Source organism: Cystobacter fuscus (genome assembly GCF_044360685.1).
Lineage (GTDB): Bacteria > Myxococcota > Myxococcia > Myxococcales > Myxococcaceae > Cystobacter > Cystobacter fuscus_C.
The window spans coordinates 8,101,662-8,123,683 of the sequence record NZ_CP043491.1; the positions used below are offsets into that span (position 1 = coordinate 8,101,662).

General features: G+C 68.5%; 19 protein-coding genes and 1 pseudogene. 8 read left to right on the top strand and 12 right to left on the bottom strand.

Annotated features, from left to right (window positions below):
• Positions 1 to 161: 161 nt before the first annotated feature.
• Positions 162 to 1,100: a transposase gene (locus F0U63_RS33035; RefSeq protein ID WP_395836104.1), complete on the top strand. Its 939-nt coding sequence runs from the start codon at positions 162 to 164 to the stop codon at positions 1,098 to 1,100.
• Positions 1,101 to 1,142: 42 nt separating this feature from the next.
• Positions 1,143 to 1,283, top strand: a complete 141-nt coding sequence (locus F0U63_RS33040) for a hypothetical protein (protein WP_395836106.1) — start codon at positions 1,143 to 1,145, stop codon at positions 1,281 to 1,283.
• Positions 1,284 to 1,291: 8 nt separating this feature from the next.
• Here F0U63_RS33040 and F0U63_RS33045 read toward each other — a convergent pair whose 3' ends face one another.
• Positions 1,292 to 1,750 (bottom strand): MarR family winged helix-turn-helix transcriptional regulator, encoded by a 459-nt coding sequence (locus F0U63_RS33045; RefSeq protein WP_395836108.1) that lies wholly within the window; start codon positions 1,748 to 1,750, stop codon positions 1,292 to 1,294.
• Between the two features lie 62 nt (positions 1,751 to 1,812).
• Here F0U63_RS33045 and F0U63_RS33050 point away from each other — a divergent pair, with 62 nt between their 5' ends.
• Entirely contained in the window at positions 1,813 to 2,694 is an 882-nt protein-coding gene (locus F0U63_RS33050) for an SDR family oxidoreductase (protein ID WP_395836110.1), read from the top strand.
• A 304-nt stretch (positions 2,695 to 2,998) separates the two neighbouring features.
• On the opposite strand, the gene F0U63_RS33055 is transcribed toward F0U63_RS33050, so the two are convergent.
• A complete protein-coding gene (locus tag F0U63_RS33055) occupies positions 2,999 to 4,222 on the bottom strand; it encodes a sensor histidine kinase (protein WP_395836112.1) in 1,224 nt (407 codons plus the stop codon).
• Between the two features lie 175 nt (positions 4,223 to 4,397).
• On the opposite strand from F0U63_RS33055, the gene F0U63_RS33060 reads away from it, so the two are divergent.
• Positions 4,398 to 7,448, top strand: coding sequence for a tetratricopeptide repeat protein (locus F0U63_RS33060; protein ID WP_395836113.1), 3,051 nt, complete (start codon positions 4,398 to 4,400; stop codon positions 7,446 to 7,448).
• On the opposite strand, the gene F0U63_RS33065 is transcribed toward F0U63_RS33060, so the two are convergent.
• The 3 genes from F0U63_RS33065 to F0U63_RS33075 all read right to left on the bottom strand — a co-directional run bounded on the left by F0U63_RS33065 (position 7,437) and on the right by F0U63_RS33075 (position 10,987).
• On the bottom strand, positions 7,437 to 8,033 hold the full coding sequence (locus tag F0U63_RS33065) for a response regulator transcription factor (protein WP_395836115.1): 597 nt from the start codon (positions 8,031 to 8,033) through the stop codon (positions 7,437 to 7,439). The genes F0U63_RS33060 and F0U63_RS33065 overlap by 12 nt on opposite strands.
• Positions 8,034 to 8,159: 126 nt before the next feature.
• Positions 8,160 to 9,176: a hypothetical protein gene (locus tag F0U63_RS33070; RefSeq protein ID WP_395836117.1), complete on the bottom strand. Its 1,017-nt coding sequence runs from the start codon at positions 9,174 to 9,176 to the stop codon at positions 8,160 to 8,162.
• 209 nt (positions 9,177 to 9,385) lie between these two features.
• Positions 9,386 to 10,987, bottom strand: coding sequence for a DEAD/DEAH box helicase (locus F0U63_RS33075; protein ID WP_395836119.1), 1,602 nt, complete (start codon positions 10,985 to 10,987; stop codon positions 9,386 to 9,388).
• Between the two features lie 70 nt (positions 10,988 to 11,057).
• On the opposite strand from F0U63_RS33075, the gene F0U63_RS33080 reads away from it, so the two are divergent.
• Positions 11,058 to 11,798, top strand: a complete 741-nt coding sequence (locus F0U63_RS33080) for a dienelactone hydrolase family protein (protein WP_395836121.1) — start codon at positions 11,058 to 11,060, stop codon at positions 11,796 to 11,798.
• A gap of 12 nt (positions 11,799 to 11,810) precedes the next feature.
• On the opposite strand, the gene F0U63_RS33085 is transcribed toward F0U63_RS33080, so the two are convergent.
• Both F0U63_RS33085 and F0U63_RS33090 read right to left on the bottom strand, forming a co-directional pair.
• Positions 11,811 to 12,344 (bottom strand): DUF1801 domain-containing protein, encoded by a 534-nt coding sequence (locus F0U63_RS33085; RefSeq protein ID WP_395836123.1) that lies wholly within the window; start codon positions 12,342 to 12,344, stop codon positions 11,811 to 11,813.
• A gap of 1,006 nt (positions 12,345 to 13,350) precedes the next feature.
• Positions 13,351 to 14,227, bottom strand: a pseudogene (locus tag F0U63_RS33090) (serine/threonine protein kinase); the annotation flags it as partial.
• A gap of 330 nt (positions 14,228 to 14,557) precedes the next feature.
• On the opposite strand from F0U63_RS33090, the gene F0U63_RS33095 reads away from it, so the two are divergent.
• The gene (locus F0U63_RS33095) at positions 14,558 to 15,319 is read left to right on the top strand and encodes a hypothetical protein (protein WP_395836125.1); all 762 of its coding nucleotides are present in this window, start codon (positions 14,558 to 14,560) and stop codon (positions 15,317 to 15,319) included.
• 69 nt (positions 15,320 to 15,388) lie between these two features.
• Here F0U63_RS33095 and F0U63_RS33100 read toward each other — a convergent pair whose 3' ends face one another.
• Positions 15,389 to 15,973: a hypothetical protein gene (locus F0U63_RS33100; RefSeq protein ID WP_395836127.1), complete on the bottom strand. Its 585-nt coding sequence runs from the start codon at positions 15,971 to 15,973 to the stop codon at positions 15,389 to 15,391.
• A gap of 183 nt (positions 15,974 to 16,156) precedes the next feature.
• On the opposite strand from F0U63_RS33100, the gene F0U63_RS33105 reads away from it, so the two are divergent.
• Positions 16,157 to 16,753 (top strand): dihydrofolate reductase family protein, encoded by a 597-nt coding sequence (locus tag F0U63_RS33105; protein ID WP_395836129.1) that lies wholly within the window; start codon positions 16,157 to 16,159, stop codon positions 16,751 to 16,753.
• Between the two features lie 81 nt (positions 16,754 to 16,834).
• Here F0U63_RS33105 and F0U63_RS33110 read toward each other — a convergent pair whose 3' ends face one another.
• Together F0U63_RS33110 and F0U63_RS33115 are read right to left on the bottom strand one after the other, a co-directional pair.
• Positions 16,835 to 17,377, bottom strand: coding sequence for a GFA family protein (locus tag F0U63_RS33110; RefSeq protein WP_395836131.1), 543 nt, complete (start codon positions 17,375 to 17,377; stop codon positions 16,835 to 16,837).
• A 357-nt stretch (positions 17,378 to 17,734) separates the two neighbouring features.
• Complete coding sequence (locus F0U63_RS33115) at positions 17,735 to 18,610, bottom strand: OmpA family protein (RefSeq protein WP_395836133.1); 876 nt, start codon at positions 18,608 to 18,610, stop codon at positions 17,735 to 17,737.
• A 517-nt stretch (positions 18,611 to 19,127) separates the two neighbouring features.
• Here F0U63_RS33115 and F0U63_RS33120 point away from each other — a divergent pair.
• On the top strand, positions 19,128 to 19,634 hold the full coding sequence (locus tag F0U63_RS33120) for a hypothetical protein (RefSeq protein WP_395836135.1): 507 nt from the start codon (positions 19,128 to 19,130) through the stop codon (positions 19,632 to 19,634).
• A 152-nt stretch (positions 19,635 to 19,786) separates the two neighbouring features.
• Here the strand turns inward: F0U63_RS33120 and F0U63_RS33125 are convergent, their stop codons facing one another.
• The gene (locus tag F0U63_RS33125; RefSeq protein WP_395836137.1) at positions 19,787 to 20,107 is read right to left on the bottom strand and encodes a hypothetical protein; all 321 of its coding nucleotides are present in this window, start codon (positions 20,105 to 20,107) and stop codon (positions 19,787 to 19,789) included.
• Between the two features lie 458 nt (positions 20,108 to 20,565).
• Positions 20,566 to 21,879, bottom strand: a complete 1,314-nt coding sequence (locus F0U63_RS33130; RefSeq protein ID WP_395836139.1) for a hypothetical protein — start codon at positions 21,877 to 21,879, stop codon at positions 20,566 to 20,568.
• Positions 21,880 to 22,022: the final 143 nt, after the last annotated feature.

Sequence of the window (22,022 nt, forward strand, 5' to 3'; positions counted from 1 at the left end):
TGCGCGAGACGGTGTCCGAGACGGTGTCAAAGGACTCGAAACGAGGGACTTGCTCGAGAACGAGGCTCGGCGTGGACGGGTACCCGATTGCGCTTCAAGTCTTTCCGAGGACTTGGAGTTGGCCCACGGGGTGCACCGACCCGACGGAGTGCTCGCGGGGGATGGGGATGGGCTGGCCGTTGAGGATGTTCCAGGAGGAGGGGCTCTATTTCGTCACGTCCAGGTGCTTCCAGGGACGTCTGTTGCTGCGTCCCAGCGTGGAAGTGAACGAGGTGGTGGGAGGCGTGCTGGCGCGAGCCGTCCAACACAGCGCGGGTACCGTCCGGCTGCATGCCTTCACCTTCGCCTCCAACCACTTCCACCTGCTGGTGTGGGCACGGGGGGCCGCGCTCGCCTCCTTCATGCAGTACCTGCGCTCCAACCTGTCCAAGAAGGTGGGGAGGCTGGTGGACTGGAGCGGCGGTTTCTGGGAGAGGCGGTACTCGGCGGAACCGGTGCTGGACGACACGGCCCTGGTGGGCCGGCTGCGCTACGTGCTGGCCCATGGAGTGAAGGAGGGGCTGGTGGAGAGGAGCACCGAGTGGCCGGGCCTGACGTGTCTGCCGCAATTGCTGGGGCCGGCGCGGCGAGTGTTCCAGTGGTTCAATTGGACAAAACGCTGGAGCCAGAGGGGGAGCGAAGACAGGGCTGGAGCGCGGGGACGCTTCGCGGAGCAATGGGCCGAGCCCGTGGAGTTGGAGGTGGCGCCCCTGCCGTGTTGGAAAGGATTGGGGGAAGAGGAAAGGCAGCGTGTGGTACGGGGACTGGTGGAGCAGGTGGAAGCCGAGGCTCGCGCACGCAACAAGCCTGTGTTCGGGGCGAGCGCCGTGAAGGCACAGCACCCCCATACCCGGCCCGAGCACCTCAAGCGCAGCCCGCGGCCTCTGGGGCATGCCTCCACGCGCCAGGCGCTGCGGGAGTTGCGTGAGCGGTACCGGACCTTCGTCGCGGCGTTCCGAGAGGCGGCGGCTCGGTGGAGGAAGGGGGACTTCTTGACGCCCTTTCCGCTGTTCTCCTTCCCGCCGCGTGTGGTGCCGGGTCTCGTCGCTCGAGTTCTTTGACACCCCCTTAGCTTCGAGGTCCCCGCGCTCAAGCCCGCGGAGGTGGTCAAGCGCCTGGAGCAGAAGCGCATCATCACCACGGTGTCGCACTACGTGACGCGCTACGTGCGCGCCGCGCCCGGGCTGCTCAACTCGCACGAGGACGTCGAGGCGCTGCTGCGCGAGGTTCGCGCGATGGCGTGAGTCCCTCCCTAGCCCCGGTCGTCGGTCATCACGGAGAGGTTGGCCAGCACGCGGCGCAGCAGGCCGTGGAGCGTCTCGAGCTCCTTGGCGGAGAGGCCTGCCGTGGCCTCGTCGTTCGAGCGCCCGAGGAGCTCGAGCGCCCGCGGCAGGAGCTTCTCGGCACGGGCGCTGAGGCGGATGCGGGTGGCCCGGCGGTCACTCGGGTCGGGCGACTTCTCGATCAAGCCGGCCTTGTCCATGCGCTGCAGCAGCGCGGCGGCAGTGGGCTGCTCGACGTGCGTGCGCTGAGCAATCTCCGCCTGGGTCAGCGACCCCTCCTCGGCCAGGCAGATCAGGACCGGGAGGTGGGCGACGCCAAGTCCCAGCGGACGTAGCTGCGCCTCGGCGACGCGCATGAACGCCCTGGCGGTCCGGGTGACGAAGTAGCCCGTGTCGTAGTCGATATCCATCGCTTGTCGTTCTACCACATAGCGTGCTATCCATTTACATAGCACGCTATGCATCTGCACCTCGTCAGGGAGAAACGCGCATGATCCTCGTCACTGGAGCCACCGGACAGCTCGGGTCCGCCGTCGTCCGCCGCCTGCTGGAGCGCACCGCCGGAGCGGACATCGCCGCGCTCGCGCGGGACGAGAGCAAGGCCGCGGACCTCTCGGCGCGCGGCGTCTCGGTCCGGGTTGGCGACTACGACGACACCGCCGCCCTGGACCTGGCGATGGCTGGTGTCGACCGCGTCCTGCTCATCGCGGGCAACACCCCCCAGCGCCGCGTGCAGCAGCACCAGAACGTCATCGACGCGGCCCGGCGCGCCGGTGTCGGGCTGATCGGCTTCGCCAGCCGGTCGCTGAGGGACGTCCAGGCCTCGGAGAACACGCTCATGCACGACTACTTCGAGACCGAGGATCGCATCCGGCGCAGCGGGCTGCCCCACGTGCTGTTCCGCAACGCCCTGTACCTCGACACCGTTCCGCTCTACGTCGGTGGCCCGCGGGTCTTCGAGACCGGCATCCGGCTGCCGGCCGACGACGGCAAGGTCGCCTACGCCCTGCGCCGCGAGATGGGCGAAGCCCTGGCCAATGCCATGCTCGACCACCAGGGCGCGGACCGCACCTACGTCGTCGCCGCCTCCCGCGGCTACACCTTCGACGACGTGGCGGCCGCCCTCTCCGAGGTATCGGGCAGGACCGTCGGCTACACGCGGATCTCCGAAGAGGAGTACGTCGCGGACGCCGTGCGGGCCGGCCTGACGGAACACCTCGCCCGCCGGTACCTCGGCTTCTGCTCCGACATCCGAAGCAACCAACTGGACGAGACCAGCTCCGACCTCGAGACGCTGCTCGGGCGCACACCCACCCGGCTCCCGGAAGGGTTGCGCGAGGTCTTCGGGCTCTCGAGGTCAAACACCCGCTGATCCCAGGTGTCTGATCCCATCCCAGGTGTCAGACGACCGGTCCCATGTGTCAGACGATTCGTAGGGAGATGAGATGTCAGTGCGAGTTCTTTGACACCTTCTCGGGCCTTCTCGGGGTGCGAGTTCTTTGACACCTTCTCGGTTGACACCTTCTCGGTACGAGTTCTTTGACACCTTCTCGGACACCTTCTCGGGGGGGTACGAGTTCTTTGACACCTTCTCCGGTACGAGTTCTTTGACACCTTCTCGGGAGGGTACGAGTTCTTTGACACCTTCTCGGGGGACACCTTCTCGGGCGCCTTCCTCAATCAGAAGGAAGAGAGCACCGGAACAGGGTGCCACGGCCCGGCCGGGGCTCCGCCTGCAGTCGGCCCTGATGCACTTCGAGGATGGAGCGGCTGATGGACAGGCCCATGCCCAGTCCCGCCGGCTTGGTGGTGAAGAACGGCTCGAAGAGGCGCTCGCGCGCCTCCGGGCTCAAGCCCACACCCGTGTCCTCCACCACCAGCTCCACGCGCCCCTCCGTCCGCTGGGTGCGCACCCACACCTGCCGCTCCCCGGGCGGGCACGGGTTCACCGCATCCAGCGCGTTGATGATCAGGTTGAGCACCACCTGCTGGAGCTGAACCCCATCGCCCCTCACGGGCAGCGAGGTGTCCGCCAGTTGCAGCGTGAGGGTAGCGCCCCGTAGCTGCGCATCATTGCCGGCCAGTTGCGCCACCTGCCGGACCAGCGCATTGAAGTCATGGGAGACGAAGGGCCCCTGGTCCTTCTTCAGCAGCGCCCGCGTGCGGCGGATGATCTCCCCCGCCCGCTTGTCGTCGGCGATGATGTCATCGAGCATCTCTCGCAGCAGGGTGAGATCGGCCGGCGTGCGCTGCAGCAGCCGCCGTGCCGTCTCGGCGTTGGTGAGAATGGCCGACAGGGGCTGGTTCAGTTCATGGGCGATGGAGGCCCCCAACTCGCCCACCGCGGCGACCCGTTCCATGTGGGCCCGCTCGTCCCGGGCCCGGCGTGCCTCCAGTTCGGCGCGCCTGCGCGGAGTCGCGTCCACCACCGTGACCACGGCGCCACCGCCCGGCAGCTCCAGCCGCCGGGCGCGCAGCTCGAACCAGGTGTCCGCCCGAGGACCCCGGAACTCCACCATGCCCTCCTCCACCCGGCCCGAGAGCACGTCCTCCAGCAGCGTGGCCACTCCCGCCGTCTCGAGCTCGCCCTCGTGCGCCAGCTTCTGCAGGGACCGCAGGTAGGAGCTGCCCGGGAAGAGCAGCCGCTGGGTGGACAACGCGCCCAGCCCCTCGCGTTGGGCCGAGGGGGCGCTGGCCCGAAGCACCGCGCCCCGCCTGTCCAGAATGGCCACCGCGCCCGGGAGCGAATCCAGCACGGCCAGGTTCAGCCGCTGGGCGCCCATGCGCCTGCGCCGCTCCAGCAACAGCACGACGATGAGCGCCGCCTGGAGCAGGACCGCCGCCACCACCGCGAGCAGCACCATGTTGCCCGGCTCGGCGGCCAAGATCGGGGTGGCCATCGGCCACGGCATCAAAACACCCAGGGCGCGCATCCCCATTCTCCGTGCAGGCCGCAACCTCCCTCCTGCCATCGCTCCCATCATTCCATCCCGTACGCTCCAGGTCGAATTGACAGGTACTCGGAGTTGTGGATGGGCTGGCTTCCATTCGTGAACCAGACGAGGAGCTGCGTGGATGAGTGAGCCCGAGCAGGATGAGCGCACGGCGGCCCCCGGGGAAGCCCGCACGGTCATCAGCCCGCGGAGGGGCCCCTCCCCCGCCGCGGACGAGCGGCCCACGCCCCCTGCGTCAGGGGGTGAGGGCTTGCACGTGGCTCCCGGGCGCACCCTGGCGGGCCGCTACACCGTGCTGGACGTCTTGGGGCAGGGCGGCATGGGCGTGGTGTTGGCCGCCTATGACGCGAGACTGGATCGGCGCGTGGCCCTGAAGCTGGTGCACTCGCGCGAGGCGGACCGCGGAGGAGATGGGTTGGCCCAGGTCCGCATGGTGCGTGAGGCGCAGAGCATGGCCCGCCTCAATCATCCCCACGTGGTGGCGGTCTATGACGCGGGGACGCTCGAGGATGGCTCCGTCTTCATCGCCATGGAGTACGTCCAGGGACAGACGTTGCGCAGCTGGTGCCAGCACACTCCGTCCCGGCCCTGGCGCCAGGTGATTGACGCCTATCTGGACGCGGGGCGCGGGCTGGCGGCCGCGCACGCGGCGGGCCTCGTTCACCGCGACTTCAAGCCGGACAATGTCCTGGTCGGCGAGGACGGCCGGGTGCGCGTCACGGACTTTGGCCTGGCACGTGCCGGGTCCGTCCCGGACGACGCCGAGCCGCCTGGCACCGCCCTTCCCAGCTCGGCGATGCAGGCGCCGCTCACCCTGCCGGGCTCCGTGCTGGGGACGCCCGCGTACATGGCTCCGGAGCTGCTCCAAGGCGAGACAGCGAACGTGCGCAGTGACGTGTATGCCTTTTGTGCCTCGCTCCATGAGGCGCTCCATGGGCGGGTCCCCTACCCCATGGATTCGATGGCCTCGATCCTCCGTCTCAAGGAGCGCCAGCCACCGGTTCCTCCCGAGGACTCGCAGGTACCGGCCTGGGTCTCTCGCGCGGTCTCGCAGGGCCTGCACCCCGACCCGCTGCAGCGGCCTGGCTCCTTGGAGCAGGTGTTGCGGCGGCTGGAGGACGATCCCGAGGTGCGGCGCCGCACCTGGCTGCGGATGGGCGGACTGACCGCGTCGGTGGCGCTGCTCGCGGGGCTGGCGGTCTGGACGTGGGGGCGCCAGCAGGGCCCCGGCTGCGAGAGTCTGGAGCATCGCCTGGAGGGCGTATGGGACGCGCCGGTGAAGGCCCGCGTCACCCAGGCCCTGGAGGCCACGGGGCTGCCGTATGCGAAGGACACCGCGCGGCGCGTAGAGCGGCTGCTGGATGGGTATGCCCAGGCCTGGGTGAAGCAGCGGATTGAAGTGTGCCAGGTGGCGGCCGCGCACCCGGCGGCGGCACCACGCTCCCAGCGCCTGGATCTCCTGAGGGAGGCCTGCCTGGAGCAGCGGCGCGGCCAGCTCCAGACCTTCACCGGACTGCTGGGGCGCGGGCCGGATCCGGAACTCGTCGACAAGGCGGTGCAGGTGGCGCAGGCGCTGTCGCCGCTGGAGTACTGCGCGGATGCCCAGGCGCTGTTGGCGGCGGTGCCGCCTCCCGAGGATCCCCAGGTGCGCGCGCGGGTGGAGGCACTACAGGCGCAGGTGGAGCCGCTGGCGGTGCTGCTCTCGGCGGGAAAGTACGAAGAGGGGCTGGCGCTGAGCGAGCAGCTGCTGCCCCAGGTGGAGCCGGTGGGCCATGCGCCCCTGCATGCGCGAGCCCTGCTGCTCCGAGCCCAGCTGCAAGAGGGCGCGGGCGACTACAAGGGCAGCGAGAGCACGGCGCTGCGGGCCATCTCCGAGGCGGCCAGGGGCAGGGACGCGGTGCTGGTGGCGCGAGCCTGGAACCTTCGGCTGCTGCTGGTGGGCATCCGCCAGGCCCGCCCCAAGGACGCCGAGTGGCTGGAGCCGATGGTGGAGACGGTGGTGGAGCTGGCGGGAGACGAGGCGACTCGCGCCGACTCGCTCCAGGTGCGCGGCCGGCTGCTGGAGAACGTGGGCCAGTTCAAGCAGGCCAGGGAGCGCTATGAGCACGTCTTGTCCCTTCGAGAGAAGCTCCACGGAAAGAGCCACCTCCAGGTGGCCCTGGCGCTCACGGATCTGGGCAACGTGCTCCGGCGCATGGGCCAGTACGCGGAGGCGCGGGAGCGGCTCGAACGCGCCCTGGCCATCCAGCGGGACACGGTGGGACCCACGCACCTGTCGGTCGCCCACGCGCTCGCCACCCTGGGCATCGTGTTCAAGGAGCTAGGCCAGTTCGAGGAGGCCCGCGTGCGGCACGAGCGCGCCCTGAACATCGTGGAGGCTGCCCTGGGCCCCGATCATCTCCAGACGGCAACCCTGCTCAGCCAGCTGGGAAATGTGCTCCTGGACCAGGGACGGTACGAGGAGGCCCGGGCCCGGCATGAGCGCGGCCTGGCCATCCTGGAGAAGGCGCTGGGCCCCGAGCACCCCGACGTTTCCAAGGTGCTCGCCAGTCTGGGCATCGATCTGGCGGGCCTGGGCCGGTATGAAGACGCGCGGCTGCGGTTCGAGCGCGCGTTGGCCATTCAGGAGAAGACCTTTGGGCCCGAGCACCCGGATGTGGCGGCCATGCTCGTCAACCTGGGGGGTGCACTCGTCGACCTGGGCCGGAATGAAGAAGCCAAGGCCCGGCTGGAGCGCGCGCTGGCGGTGCTGGAGAAGGCGCTGGGTCCCCAGTTCCCGATGCTCTCCGTCCCGCGCACCCTGCTGGGCCGGGCCCTCACGCGGCTGGGCCGGTATGAGGAGGCGCAGTGGCAGTTGGATCGCGCCCTGGCCCTGCAACAACAGCCGGAAGAGCACGCCGGACTGGCGGAGCCGCTCACCGGGCTGGGGTTGCTCCAACTGGCGCGCGGCAAGCCCGCGGCCGCCGTGCCCTTGCTCGAGCGGGCCTTGCGGCTCGCGCCGGAGGAGGCGGCCACGGAGACGCGGTTCGTGCTGGCCCAGGCCCTCTGGGAGTCGAAGCAGGAGCGTCCTCGCGCCCTCGAGCTGGCCACCCGGGCCCAGAAGGACTGGCAACACCGCGGCAATGCCCCCCGGCTGGCCGAAGTGTCCCAGTGGTTGGCCTCACGGCGGTGAGCCCAGCCGCTCCAGCAGCCGCACCAGCTCGGGCACCGAGTCCACCGCCAGTTTCTCCATGGCTCGGGCGCGCTGCAGGCGCACGGTCTGCTCGGCGGTGCCCAGCTCGGCGGCGATCTGCTTGTTGAGCAGCCCCCGCGCCACCCACTGGCAGACCTCCCGCTCGCGGGGCGACAGCGTGGAGAAGCGGAGCCGCAGCGCCTCGAGTTCCTGCTCGGAGGCCACCGCCGCCCGGTCCCGCGCCAACGCCCGCTCCACCGCTTCCAGCAGTTCCGCCATGCCGACCGGCTTGGGCAGAAAGTCCACGGCACCGGCCTTCATGGCCTTCACCGCCGCCGGCACATCTCCGTGTCCGCTGATGAAGACAATGGGCTGCATCCACCCCGCGCGCCGCAGCTCCTCCTGAAGTTCCAGCCCGTTGAGCTCCGGCATGCGCAGGTCCAGCACCACGCACCCCGGACGCCGTCCGGGTTTTCGCTCCAGCACCTGTCGCGGGTGCTCGAAGCTCTCGACCTCGTACCCTTCCAGCTGGAACATGCGCGAGAGGCTGCGCAGCACCGAGGGATCGTCATCCACGACGAACACCGTGGAACGCTCTTGGCTCGAAAAACCGTGCAACGTGGTGGCCCCCTGGTCGTACCAGGCGGCACACGCTACCACGATTGATGAGCCCCGGATTGAAGCAGCCTCCCCACGGCCGGGCAGATGAGGCTAGGCACCGGGCAGCAGGAAGATCCGCACGCGTCCGGAGTTGTCGCCGTAGGGCTTGTCGAGGAAGCGCACCTGCAGCGCGTTGCCGTCCCCGCTCACCTCATAGGTGTACTTGTGGTCGGTCGCGTTGAAGGGCGCCGTGCTGGACGGGTGCTTCCACGTCTTCCCCCCGTCCAGGCTGATCTCGATGGAGCCAGTGTTTCTCCGGGGAGAAGGCTCCGAACTCCGCTCCAGACCGGAGCCCTTGGGCCACGCGAAGACGAACTCGGGGTCGATGCCAACCTGCTGATTCGCTCGATTGGGGCTCGGGAACATGGGCGAGGGATCCGGCTTGCCCGAGTTCGCGCCGACGGTGGTGAAGCCACCCCAGGCGCTGAACGTCCCCTGCATCGTGAAGCGATACGGCTTGCCCTTCTCGAGCACCAGCTCGCTGCGGATGGGGGCGCCGCTCCGGGAGTCGAGCCACAGCTCCTCGGCGGGCTGCACGGAGATCTGCACGCGCCCGTAGTTGTCACTGTAGGGACTGTCGACGAAGCGCACCTGCAGCGCGTTGTCGTCTCCAGCCAGCTCGTAGTTGTACGCGTGGTCGGTCGCGTTGAAGGGCGCCGTGCTCGACGGGTGCTTCCACGTCTTCCCACCATCCAGGCTGACCTGGATGCTGCTCGCTCTCACGGGAGAGGGCTGCGAGCCCTTGTCCAGGCTGGAGTCCGTGGGCCACGCGAAGACGAACTCGGGGTCGATCCCCACCAGCTTGTTCGCGCCCTTCGGGCTCGGGAACATGGGCGTGGGCTCCGGCTTGCCTGACTTCGAGCCAGTCTTGTCGAGAGTTTTCCACGTGTTGTAGGTCCCCTTCATCGTGAGGAGATACGGCGTGCCCCGCTTGAGCGCCGCCGTGCCGCGGATGGGGGTAGCGCTCTGGGTCTCGAGCCAGAGTTCTTCCTTCTGCGCCCACGCGGGGGCCCCCGCCAGCAACAACATGCCGGTGCAAAGCGTGACGGAATTCGCAAGACGTCTCATGTTCTTCATGGTCCTCTCCATGGGGGTGTCCATCGTTTCTTGGGGGTTGTCTTCCAAAGGGCTCAGCAACAACCATGCCTCTCATTGGCAGAGGAGAGGCCAGATCGCCATGGATGGCTTTGACGTGTCAGCCAGCACCGCCGATGCGTCAACCCATCCTTCGACGTGTCAACCCGTGTCCCTGGACGTGCCCGAAGAATCAACTTCGACTACCGGCGCCCCCGTCCCCCGCCGCCCCGTCCTCGAGAAGGCGCACCCGACCCACGAGCGGGCCCGCCCTTGCGCCCACCCGCCCGGCCACCGGGGCGAGCCGCGCCGGCGCCGCGGGGACCCTTCCGTTCCGGACCCCCCGCGGCCCGGGGTGACTTGCCTCCCGCCTTCGCCGCGCCACGAGGCGCCGCGCCCCGGCCAAAGCCGCGCTCGCGTGACTCCTCCCGGCCCTTGGCCCGGCCCGTGCCGCCACGCGAGGCCCCCGCGGCCCGGCCCGGCGCCTCACGGCGGCTGGACTCCCCTCCCCTTCGCTCCGAGCGCTCGCGCGGATGGCCCGCGCCTCGCGCCTCGCTCCCCGCCCCCTTCGCACGGGCAGGACGGGCCGGCGCCTTCTCGGCCGCGCGGGGGCGCGGGGCGTCCAGCGCGTCCAACAGGTCCTCGTCCTCCTTCCGGGCCCGGAACGCCGCCAGCGCCTCGACGTAGACCGGATCCTTCCGGGGCACCTCGGTGCGCGGCAGGCTCATGCGGGTGATGCGCTCGATGGCGATCACCGTCTCCGCGTCCCGCTCGGTGACGAACGTCGACGCCCGCCCGCTCGCGCCCGCTCGCGCCGTGCGGCCGATGCGGTGCACGTAGTCCTCGGGCGAGTGCGGCAGGTCGAAGTTGATGACGTGGCCGATGTCCTCCACGTCCAGCCCGCGCGAGGCGATGTCCGTGGCCACCAGGCACCGGTACTTCCCCTCGCGGAAACCCGCGAGCGCCTGACGGCGCTGCCCCTGCGTGCGATCGGAGTGGATGGTGGCCGTCTTGTGGCCCGCCTGCTTGAGGTAGCCCTGCACCTTCTCGGCGCGCTCGCGGGTGCGGGTGAAGACGATGGCGCTGAGCTGATCCTTCGCGAGCAGCGTGAGCAGCAGGGGGTACTTCTCCTCCGACTGCACGTCATACAGCCGCTGCACGGCGCGCGCGGCGGGCGTGCCGCTCGGAGTGACTTCCACCCGGACGGGCTTGCGCAGCACCTCCTGGGCGAAGCGCGTCACGTTGTGGCCCAGGGTGGCGGAGAACAGGAGCGTCTGGCGCTCGCGGGGCAGCGCGGCGAGGATCTTCTCCAGCTCGGGCATGAAGCCCATCTCCAGCATGCGGTCCGCCTCGTCGAGCACGAGCATACGCACCGTGGAGAGGTTCACCACACCCGCCTGGAGCAGGTCGGCCAGCCGGCCCGGGGTGGCGAGCACCAGGGAGGGATTCTGACGGAGCGCCTCGGCCTGGGCCGTCGCGTCCGTGCCGCCGATGACGACCGCCTGGGAGAGGCCCCGGGGCTGGCCGAAGAAGGTGGCCTCGTCGGCGATCTGCTGGACGAGCTCACGTGTGGGGGCGAGCACCACTCCGGCCGGGCCGGGAGCCCCCGCCAGCCGCTCGACGAGGGGCAGCAGGTAGGCGGCGGTCTTGCCGGTGCCGGTGGCGGCGCAGCCGATGACGTCCCGTCCGGCGAGCGCCGGAGGAATGGCCTGGGCCTGGATGGGAGTGGGCGAGGCGAAGCGGGCACGCCGCACCGCATCGAGCGATTCATCGGAGAGGCCGAGGGTCTTGAAGGAAGAGCTCACCCGGACGGGCTATCACACCCGGGCGCCAGGGGCGATGCATGGCTCGCGGCACCCCGCCTAGACTCGCCACATGCCCGACGAATACCGCTTCCAGGTGGATGGACGCATTCCCGTACTCAAGCTGCACGTCGAGCCCCGGCCCGCTCCGGCCGTCCTCGTCCTGCACGGGCTGGGCGCCCACGCGGAAGTCCAGCGGGGGGAGCTGAACCTGCTCGCCCACCGGGGCTTCAGCGCGGTGGGGGTGGACGCTCCGCACCACGGGGCCCGGCGCGACGCGTGGTTGGATGAGATGGAGCGGCTCGGCCCTCCCGAGTCCCATGCCCGGCTGCTGCATGCCATCCGCGAGGCCGCCCGGGAGGTGTCCCGCGTCATCGACCACGTGGTGTACGAGGGCCATGGCCCCATCGGGCTGGTGGGCATCTCGTTCGGGGCGTACACCGCGCTGGCGGTGGCCATGGAGGACTCGAGGGTCCAGGCCACGGTGTCCCTGCTCGGCTCACCGGACTGGACGCCCCGGGAAGGGCCCATCACCGAGGAGATTGGCGAGCTGATGCGCCATGCACCCGTCCACCGTCCGTGGGACTGCGCGCGCAACCCCCTGCTCATGGTGAACGCGGGCCGGGATGGCGTCGTCCCGCCGCACTGGGCGCGCGACTTCGCCCAGACGCTCTGGCAGGGACTGCCCGGCTGGGGCTCCCACGTCGAGTACTACGAGTACCCGGAGTCGGACCACATGATGAGACAGCAGGACTGGGAGGACAGCTGGGAGCGGACGCTGGGCTTCCTCCAGCGCCATCTCCATCGGGGGTGAGGCGCCGGACTCTCACTTCGCGCGCTTCTTCGCCGCCGGCTTCCGCTTCGCCGCTGGGGTGTCCTTCCTGGCACCCGGCGCCTTCTTCTTCTCCGGAGGCCGGATCACGGACTCGTAGTGCGCGATGTACTTCTTCGCGGGCATGCGGCGGATGGCCTCGCCAATCACGCCGAGCGCCACGTCCTCGAGCTTCTTGAAGCGCACGCACGACTTGCCCATGTCGAGCTTCTTGCCCGTCTTCGCCCACGCCTCGCGAAACCACTGCTCCTGCTCTGGCTGGCCGTAGACACACATCAAATAGACGGCCATGTGGTTCTTCTGGGAGGCCAGTGACGCGAACGGCAGCGGCTGCTTCGGATCGACGTGGTAGCCCGCCGGGAACACCGTGTGCGGGACGTAGTAGCCAATCATCCCGTACTGCATGCCCTCCTCGTAGTCCCCATCGAGGTTCTTCCGGATGACCTCGCGCACGGCGGAGAGAGCCGCGCGGCGGTCCTCGGGAAGCGAGGCGAGGTACTGGTCGACGGTGATGGCCTTGCTCGGCATGGGTGTCAGGGTCAGCGCGGGGCGTTGTAGTTGAACATGAATGGGTTGTCGCCCGGCTTGACCACGAACTCGCGCGTCACCGGAGCGCCCTGCTTGTCATTGATGAGCTTGATGACATGGCGGCCCTCGTAGACCTCCACGGGAGGCAGGGGCGTATCCCCCAGGGTCTTGCCGTCGAGCACCACGGTGGCATAGGGCAGCACGAGGAATGACAACCGCCCCTTGCCAATGGTGAACCGCAGCACGCCATTGTCGCCGGGCTTGAGTTCGAAGGTCTGCTTCTTGGAGAAGCCCTGCTGCTTGTCGAACACCTCCACGCTCACCCGGCCAGGCGTGAGGCCCTTCACGTCCGCGGGGGTGGCTCCAAAGGGCTTGCCGCCCACCCGCACCAGGCCAGGGAGGTTGGACTCGACCCGGAAGGAGGCGGGAAGGAGCGCGGCGGGCGCTGACGGCTCGGGCTCCGGCGGCGTGGGCGCGGTGGCCGAGGGCGGCTGGGACTCGGCGGAGGCGGACGCCTTCTTCTCCGGGCCGGGCGGGGATGGGACGGGCACGGGAGGCGTGGGCGAAGGACCCACCCCGGCCTCGGGCCTGGCGGGGTTCTCGGGACGAGGGCTCGCGGACTCCACCAGGCCCACGGAAGAAACGGGAGCCGGAGTCGGCTGGGTCACCCGCCAGACACCAAAGCCCACCGACGCCAGGGCCAGCACCGACACGCCCAGGACCACCCTCCCCGTCCATCGGGAGAGAGCAGCACCTGGTGCTCGGGGCTGGGTCGGATCGGTCCGGGTGGAATCACCCGCGGAGAGCGGCTCCTCCACGAGCGTGGGGGCCCTCGCGGGCGATTCGGTGTCGTTCCCCTGCCGCGTGCGCTCACTTGATGGGGGGGAAACCCGGGTGCTCACGGGCGCGGCGAGCGAGGGCGTCTCCAGCAGCAGCTTCGCGTTGGGCGTCTTGTTGGCCTCGGGCGCTCCGGGCGAGGAGAAGCGGGCGACCCAGCGGGAGATGTCGACGGGACCCACGGGCTCGTCCACGGTGCGCAGGTAGCGCTCCAGGTCCAGCTGCAGCTCGCGGCAGTTCGCGTAGCGCGCGTCCCGCTCCTTGGCGAGGGTCCGCGCGAGGATCTGCTGCACGCGCGGGGGAACATCTTCCCGGTAGCGCGTCACGGGAATGGGCTCCTCGTGGAGGATGGCCAGCATCATCCCCGTCGGGTTCTCGGCCTCGAAGGGCTTGCGCCCGCTGAGCAGCTCGTAGAGCACCACGCCCAGGGCGAAGAGATCGGCGCGCGCATCCAGCGGCTTGCCCTGGAGCTGCTCGGGCGACATGTAGGACGCCTTGCCCTTGACGATGCCCGTCTGCGTGCGGTGTAGCTGATTGGCCGCCTTGGCGATGCCGAAGTCCGCCAGCTTCACCGCCCCATGGGTGGACACGAGGATGTTGTCGGGGCTGATGTCCCGGTGGACCAGGTGCAGCGGCTTCCCGGTGTCGGGCTCCACGAACTCGTGAGCGTAGGCGAGCCCCTCGCAGGCCGTGGAGACGATCTTCGCGCACAACGCAACCGGCAGCCGCTCTCCGGCCGCGCGCACCCGCTTGAGGAGTACACGCAGGTTGAGCCCGTCGATGTACTCCATGGCGAGGAAGTACGAGCCATCGGCCTCACCGAAGTCGAAGATCTGCACGATGTTGGGGTGGTCCAGCCGCGCGACGAGCCGGGCCTCGGCGAAGAACATCTCGATGAACGACTCGTCCTCGGCCAGATGGGGGAGGATGCGCTTGACCACGAGCTTCTTCTCGAAGCCCATGGGGCCCGCGGCCTTGGCGAGGTACACCTCCGCCATACCGCCGGAGGCCAGTTTGCCCATCAGCTGGTACCTGCCCAGGTTCATTCGGACAGATCACTCCTTCCATGCGCCACGAGCGAGGGAATCTTCGTGTTTTCGTTAGCAGAGGCGGGACAGGGAGTCACCCACTTCCACACACTGTCGGGAACGAGGCGGAGCCACCCGGCTCCGTCCGCCACGAGCCGCCAGACAAGCAACGTGTTCGCAACAGAAATCCCTGGTTTTGCCGTCCTCGACGCGGCACGGGGTAGTGGACTGTGGTCCGGCATGGGGATATGGGCTCATGGACAACCCCCCCAGAGGCCCGCGCAGGGGGGCCTGCCCCAACACATGAACAGCCATTCGCGAGGACCAGGCAGCAGGAGCAAGGCAGCGGTGTGTGGAGTGTTGCTCGTCCTGAGCGCCCCCTGGAGCGCGTCCTGGGCCGCGGCCAAGGAGCACGACAATCCCTATATCGCCAAGGCCACGCAGCTGCGGGAGAAGTTCAAATACAACGACGCCCTGCAGATGCTCGAGAAGGCGGCGAAGTGGCCCGCCAATACAACCGAGCAGCTGGTCACCATCTCCCTGTTGGAGGGGGTGCTGCGTTACGAGACGGCGCAGCAGACAGGGTTGGCGGAACAGTGCTTCGAGCGCGCGTTGACGCTCTCCCCGGATGCGCAGATTCCCCTGGATGTGTCGCCCAAGATCACCGCCCAGTTGGAGAAGGTCCGCACCCGGGTAAAGGCCTCCCTGGCCGCGAAGGCGCCTCCCCCTCCGGACAAGCCCGCGGAGGTGCCCCTGCCCAGCGTCTCCGCACAACCCTCCCAGGGTGATCGCTTTTCGCCCTACCGGGTGCCAGTGGCCATCGCGGGAGGGGGCGCCGCCGTCGTGGGCGCGCTGTCCTGGCTCCGGGCGAAGTCACTGGAGCAGCAACTCCGCCAGGGCGAGGCCTCCGTCACCACGCGGGAGCAATTGAACGCCACCGTGACCCAGGGCAGGGCCTTCGAGGCCGCCGGGTGGATTCTCATGGGAGCCGGAGCGGCGGCGAGCCTTGGCAGCCTCCTGTTCCTCCGGCCGTCCGCGGCGACGCCCACCCTCAGCGCGGCTCCGACGGATGGCGGCGCCCAGGTCGCCCTCTCCTGGACGACACCATGACGGAGCCGGGGGCGTGTAGCCCCTTCGCGATGCCTGCTCTGGGCGCGGCCACCGCGGGACGGCGCGGGTTCACACGATGATCCGCCGCTCGGACGGCGGCGGCACCGTCCCCAGCCTCAGCTCGTCGGTGTGGCAGTAGGCCAGATAGATGAGGGAAAGCGGCAGCGTGACGAGGCACGCCAGCACCGTGGCTCCCGCCACGGCCGACAGCACCACCAGGACGAGGAAGTTGATGAAGTACGAGGCCCAGTCCTTGCGACGCTGGAAGATGCGGCCGCTCTCGCCGAGGGACTCCAGGACCGGACGCCCCTCGGCGGCGAGCAGCGGCGCATGCAACCAGAAGAGCGCCAGGAGCACACCCGGCACCACGAAGAGCATGAAGCCCAGGGCGATGGGAATGCCCATGGCCAGGGCGAGGCCCCAGCTCCTGAGGAAATTGCCCGGCCGATCGTAGGCCGCCTGCCAGCGCACGGGGCGTCCGGTGCGCATGCACTCAAGGGTTTCCTGCAGCAGGTTGAAGGCGAACCAGGGCGCTGGGATGACGACGATCGAGCCGGCCAGGACCACGAGGCTGCCCAGGAGCAGGGCGGCGGCGTTGGCCACGAAGAAGTCCCAAGTGCGCTTGAAGCGCTGATCGATGTGCAGGTCCAGCATGGTGCGAATCCTCCATCCGGAGCACGATGCTCCTGTCCTCCAGCAGTACGGAGGATGGAGGAATCCATTGTCATGCCCAGGGGCAAGGGACCCGGCGGGCCCTCGCGGGGCTGGCGGTCCAGTAAGCTGGGCCCACCGGTCTCCCCCCTTCATCCCGGAGTCCAGGACCCCGGTGGAGTTCCCATGCAAGCCCAGATGCGCAAGCTCAAGTACCACGTGGCCATGACCCTCGACGGCTTCATCGCCCGCGAGGATGACTCGACCGATTTCTTCCCCCACCTCTCCCCCCCCGACCACGTCATGGACTACCTCGATGACCTGGCCTCGGCGTACGACACCGTGGTGATGGGGCGAAGCACCTACGAGTTCGGTCTGAAGGTGGGCGTCACGGACCCGTACCCTTCCATGGAGACCCATGTCTGCTCGCGCTCCATGAAGGAGAGTCCCTCCCCCCGAGTGAACCTCGTCCGGGACGACGCCGTCGGCTTCGTGAGGGAACTCAAATCGCGTCCGGGCCAGCAGAAGGACATGAGCCGCATCGTGCGCGCCGCCAAACTGAGCGTCAGCAAGGACATCTACCTGTGCGGCGGAGGGCTCCTGGCGACGACCCTCTTCGATGCGGGCCTCATCGACGAGGTGCTCATCAAGGTCAACCCGGTGATGATTGGCTCGGGCAAGGCCGTCGCCCCGCGGCTCTCCCAGCTCGTCGGACTCGAGTTGCTCGGCACCCGCACGTACCTGAGTGGCGTGGTGCTGCTGCACTACGCCGTCAAGCGCTGAGTGCCCACCCAGGAGCGTCTCAAGGGCCGAAACCGCGCCCTGCACGGACTCCTTCAGGATGAGGATCGTCGTCGGCGCCGCTCATGCCTCGATCTTCGTGCCATCGATGCCGCGCGGAACGCGCAGTCCCATCGCGAACCACGCCGCGAACAGCCGCCACATGAACGCCACCGAATGCGTGGCATGGGCAGGCACGTTTCCGTCCAGGGGCGCGCCCTCGGGGCGGTCCCCGCTCATCACCCGCATCTCCACCGGCGGCGCACCGGGGATGCGGTTCCGGTACAGGCTCAGCCAATGGCCTTTGTTGAATTCGAGGAACATCGCCGAATTGCAGCAGGTCGCCACCACCCGCCGCGTCGGCGAATCGGGCTTGAGGCGATATTCCTTGAGCTGCGCCCCACCCCTCGTGCAGCGCACGCGGTCCTTGCGATGGAGCACGAAGCTGGTGCCGCCATCGGCATCGAGCACCGGTGCCGCGCCGGGAAGCGCCTCGATCCGCCGGCCCGCTTCGCGGCAGCTCGCGCAATCACATACCGTGGTCAGGATCGGCGCACCCGCCGCCTCGAATACCACCTGGCCGCATGCGCACGCGACGAGGTGGGACCTACCCGAATCAACGCTCATACCGCCTCATCCTCAAGTACGGGGCAGCCAAGCTCGACGACCTGTTCGTCCAAGGGGCCGTGCAACCGTCGCCGATCGACTACACGGTGAGCAGTACAAAGTCGAGCCACCGTGCGCTGTACGCCTTCAGCGGCTTCTAGCGGGCAGATTCAAGAAGCCATCAGGTGAGACGGCGGGGCATGAGGCGCATCATGCCCCGCTTCCTTCCAGCCCTCTGGGGTTGCTGGGGTCGGGCCGCCGGCCCCCGCCTCCTCCACTCCGTGAACTCCGGTTCATCCCTTCGAGCCCACGGACGTGGGGAGCCGCTCCAAGACAAGAGACAAGGTTGGCTTCAGCGCCGCGCCTTCTTGCGTGCCGCTACTTCTTCTTCGCGGCGGGCTTGGTGCCGGAGGCCGGCTTCACCACGGGAGCCGGCGCCGGCGCCGGCGCCTTCTTCACCGAGGCCGCCACCACCGCGGACGGAGCCTGCTCGGCCGGCGCGAGAACGATCTCGATGCGCCGGTTCAGGCTCCGCCCCTCCACCGTCTGGTTGGAGGCAATGGGCTGGTACTCGCCATAGCCCAGCGCGGAGAGCATCGTGGGCGGCACGCCCTGCTCCTGCAGCAGCTTCACGACCACGAGCGCGCGCGTGGTGGACAGCTCCCAGTTCGAGTCGAACTCCGTCTTCGCGTCCGTCGGCAGCGGAACGTTGTCCGTGTGGCCCTCGACCCGGATGATCTTCCCTTCCACGTCCTTGAGTGCCTGCGCCACCTTCGCCAGCGCATCCTGGCCCTCCTTGTTGAGCTTCGTGCTGCCGGAGGAGAAGAGGATCTTGTCCTTCATCTTCACCACCATCCGGCCCTTCAGCTCGGACAGCTCGATCTTCCCGGTCTTGATCTCCTCCTTGAGGCTCTTGGCGAGGTTCTCGTACTCGCTGGACTTCTTCTCGAGCGCCTCCTTCGCCGCGGCGAGCTTCTCGGTGCTGCGGGACAGTTCCTGGTTGAGGTCCGACAGCTCGTCCACGCGCTTGCGCAGCGCGCGGCGCTCGGCGTCGCTGCTGGAGAGCGAGGACTCCAGCGCCTCGTTCTCCTTCTGGGCCGCGCCAAGCTGCTGTTCCAGGGCCTTCAGTTGCTCCTGTTGCTCGTCGTACTGCTGCTTGAGGGTGAGCGCCTCCTTCGACTTTGAGTCGAACGCCTTCTGCGAGACGCACCCGACCAACGGAACCAGCAGGACGACACACCAATGCATGCGCATTCGAGGCTCCTTGGATTGAAGAAGTGCTCTTATACCTCCGGGCCCACCCAGGTGGGAGGGAGTGTGTTCCCCACCTGCGGAGTCGAACGTGGGGAAACACGACGGTGTCACGCGAAAACTTCCATCGGAGAAACGAGTTCGGCAGGAGGGTGGCTGAAGGGCTGCTCCTCCCAACACCACCGCAGTCCTCATCCGGTGCTGCGCCCCGCCAGAGAAGGTGACCTACGCTGGCAGGCTACCCGTCAGCGGCCCTCACTTCCCGCTCCGCGCCCGCCCGCTCCCCCCACAACAGGGATCCTGTCCTTCCTATACGTCAGCCTTGTGCTTCCCCTGCCAGGCAACCAGACACAATCCGTGGAGGTCCTAGGAGTTCGCGGAGCGCCATGAGGTCCGACTCCGGGTGCGGAGTAAATCGCACGCGCCTTCTGTATGAGAAAGGGAACCACATGATCTTGACGCCTCTGACAACCGTTACGAGGCTGGGTTTACTTCCTTGGTGTGACTGGAGATTCCCGCGATGAGAAAGACAGCGACGGCGCTGATCGTGACCCTTGTGCCCGCCCTCGGCATAGCCGCACAAGCTCCGCTCTACCGCATGTACTCCGCGTCCACTACGGACCATTTCTACACCACGAACTTCGACGAGATGATCCAGGCCGTCAATGGCTCCTACACCTATGAGGGCTCTTCGGGCATCTGCCATTCCACTCCCGAGGGAGGAACCACTCCGCTCTACCGGTTGTGGGGCGGCAAGGTGGGAGACCACTTCTACACGATCTCCTGGCAGGAACGGGACCTCGCCATCGCCGGAGGCGCGTATGTGTATGAAGGCGTCGCCTGCTATGTCTACGCCCAACAGCAGCCGGGGACCTGTCCGTTCTATCGGCTTTCGAGTGGAACGGATCACTTCTATACGGCCTCCTGGCAGGAGACAACCAACGCCGTTCGCACCTACCGCTACAAATACGAAGGAGTCGCGGCCTACATCCTGCCTCCGCAGCAAGGAGGAAGTTGCCCTCAGTGAGGGACGCGGGCCTCGCGCTCAAAGCCTTTGAGGCGCGGGGCCAGGGCGCACTGGCTCAGGTGCTGCCGCACTACGCCGTCAAGCGCTGAGTTCCAACGTGTGGTGGGGCCGCTCGGGAATGTCGGCCCCGCGCCGTGAACCGCTCGCGGCGGTCAGCAGTACTTGCGATACAGGGCCTTGCACTCCTTGATGGCCCGGGCGGCTGTGCAATTGGTGAAGTGACAGATCGGTTGACCGGTGGACGGCGATCGACAGTAATCCAGCACCACCCAGCATCCCGCGGCCATGCTGACGCCGTCCGGGTTGGTCTCCTCGAAGGAGGCCACTGGCTCTTCCGCGATGCCCTCTCCCTCGATGACCATCATCGACGGACCGTCATCGGTGGCCGTGGCGCCCTGAGAGTCGTCCTCAGTCCCACCGCACGCCGTGAGCGCCATTGCCAGAACCCATCCCCCAATGATGCGCTTCGTCATGAGCCTCGTTCCCTTTCGTTCACCATGGCGCGACCCTCGCGGTGGCCATGTCCATCATCCACGCCCCCCTGCCCAGCACCGGACTCGGGGTGGAACGAATGGATATGAACGTTGATAGTGGTCGCGAAGACCCCCACCCTCAGTCCTGATTGAATTCACACAGATAAGGTCAGCGGCCCACTCGAATGGATTGAAAATCCAACCAAGGCCGGGAGAAGGCCCGCCACACGAGGCGCCGAGCAAGCACGCGCGTCACAACCCCATCCCTGCCCATTTCATCCCCGTGACCACCAGCGCGCGCTCATCCTCTTCACCTCTCGAGAAGGGGTCCACCTTGAGCGATGCCTCGGTACACATCACCCGCTGGGGGGCGCATCGAGCCCGCGCTGCAGAACCTGGCCCCGAAGGACTGGCGCGTGCGGCGCTTCGTCCTGCGGGCCGCGTGGACCATGTGAGTGTCAGGGCAGGCGGGCCTGGGGCACGTAGCCAGAGAAGCCGTGGTTCTGGAACGGATCGCCGTAGATGGGCCCGGGGTTGGGCGCGACGACGACGCGCTGGCCGCTGGCGAGGGCCCGCGCCGCGTTGGCCGGCTGGCCCATGCCCAGGGGGCCGGAGACCGGGTCGCCCGGGTGGATCACGTGCGTATACCGCGGCCCCGATGGATAGGACGCCGCGGCGCCGCCGAAGGTCTCCACCTGGAAGTTGCCCATGGTCCGCTCGACCTGGGTGGCGCTCATGCCCTGGGCACGCAGGTTGTCCTTGGTCTGCTGCAGGGCATCGCTGGTGATGATGCCGCCCTGGCTGTGCGCCGCCACGTGCACTGGCTGGCCGGAGCGGGCGGCCTGGGTCATCAGGTTGGTGAGGGTATTGGTCGCCGCGTTGCCGGGCAGGCTCAGCCGGTCGCCGCCCGCCTGGGCCACGTCGGGGACGAACCCGCCCGTGCCGTTGTGGACACAGACGACGTTGGCACCGGTCTGGTTGGCGAGCTGCTGCGCGGCCTTCGCCTGATCCGCGCTGTTGGTCAGGATGCCATTGGTGAAGAAGACGGTGGGCCGGGGCGCGTTCGGCTCCTGCCCCTCGGGGGTGAAGGGCTTGACCTGATCGGGCGGCGTGTTGGGCGGATAGGCGGTGGGGCCCGTGGGGCCGGCGCCGACGATCCAGCCATCATCGGGATCCTTCGACACGCCCGGCACATCCGTGGGCTGGGGACCCTGAACGGGCCGGGCGCCCGGAGGCATGGGCGTGCCGGGCGGAGTGGTGCCGAAACCGGGGGCCGGCTCGGGCGCGTAGTTGCCCGTGCCAGTCACGGCAGTGTCGAGGACATCGAGCCCCTGTTGCACCGCATCGGCTGTGCCTTGCGCGAGGTCCCGGGCACCCTCGACCGCGCCATTGAAGAGGTCCGTGGCACCGTGGGCCACGTCGTGGGCGAGATCCGTGGCGCCCTCGACCGTGTCGTGGGCGAGGTCCTGGATGCCGTGGCCCAGGTCCTGGATGCCGTGGCCCAGGTTCTCGAAGAAGCCCGCCGGCTCGGTTCGCACCGTGCCCTGGGCCTGGACGCCGGCGAAGCCGCGCGCGGCGGATACCGGGGCCGCGGCCTGATTCACCGGAGGGGCCGCGGGGCGCGTGCTCAAGGCCGACGCGCGCTGGAAGGTGTCCTTGCTGGGGAGCACCGGCGGCTGGGCGCGGGGCGCGGGCGCGTTGGCGCGCGGGGCCACCTTCGGAGGAGGAGGCGGCGGGGGCGGCGGACGCGGCGGCAGTCGGTTGATGTTCATGGAGCCCGGTCTCTCGAATGGCGGAAGCGTTGGCCCCTGATGTGTGGGGTCTGTTTACATTCTCAGAACTCGACAAGAAAAGTTGCGGACCCGTGATGTGGCGGGATGCGTCATGAGATGACGAGCCAGGGCGAGCGGCTCAT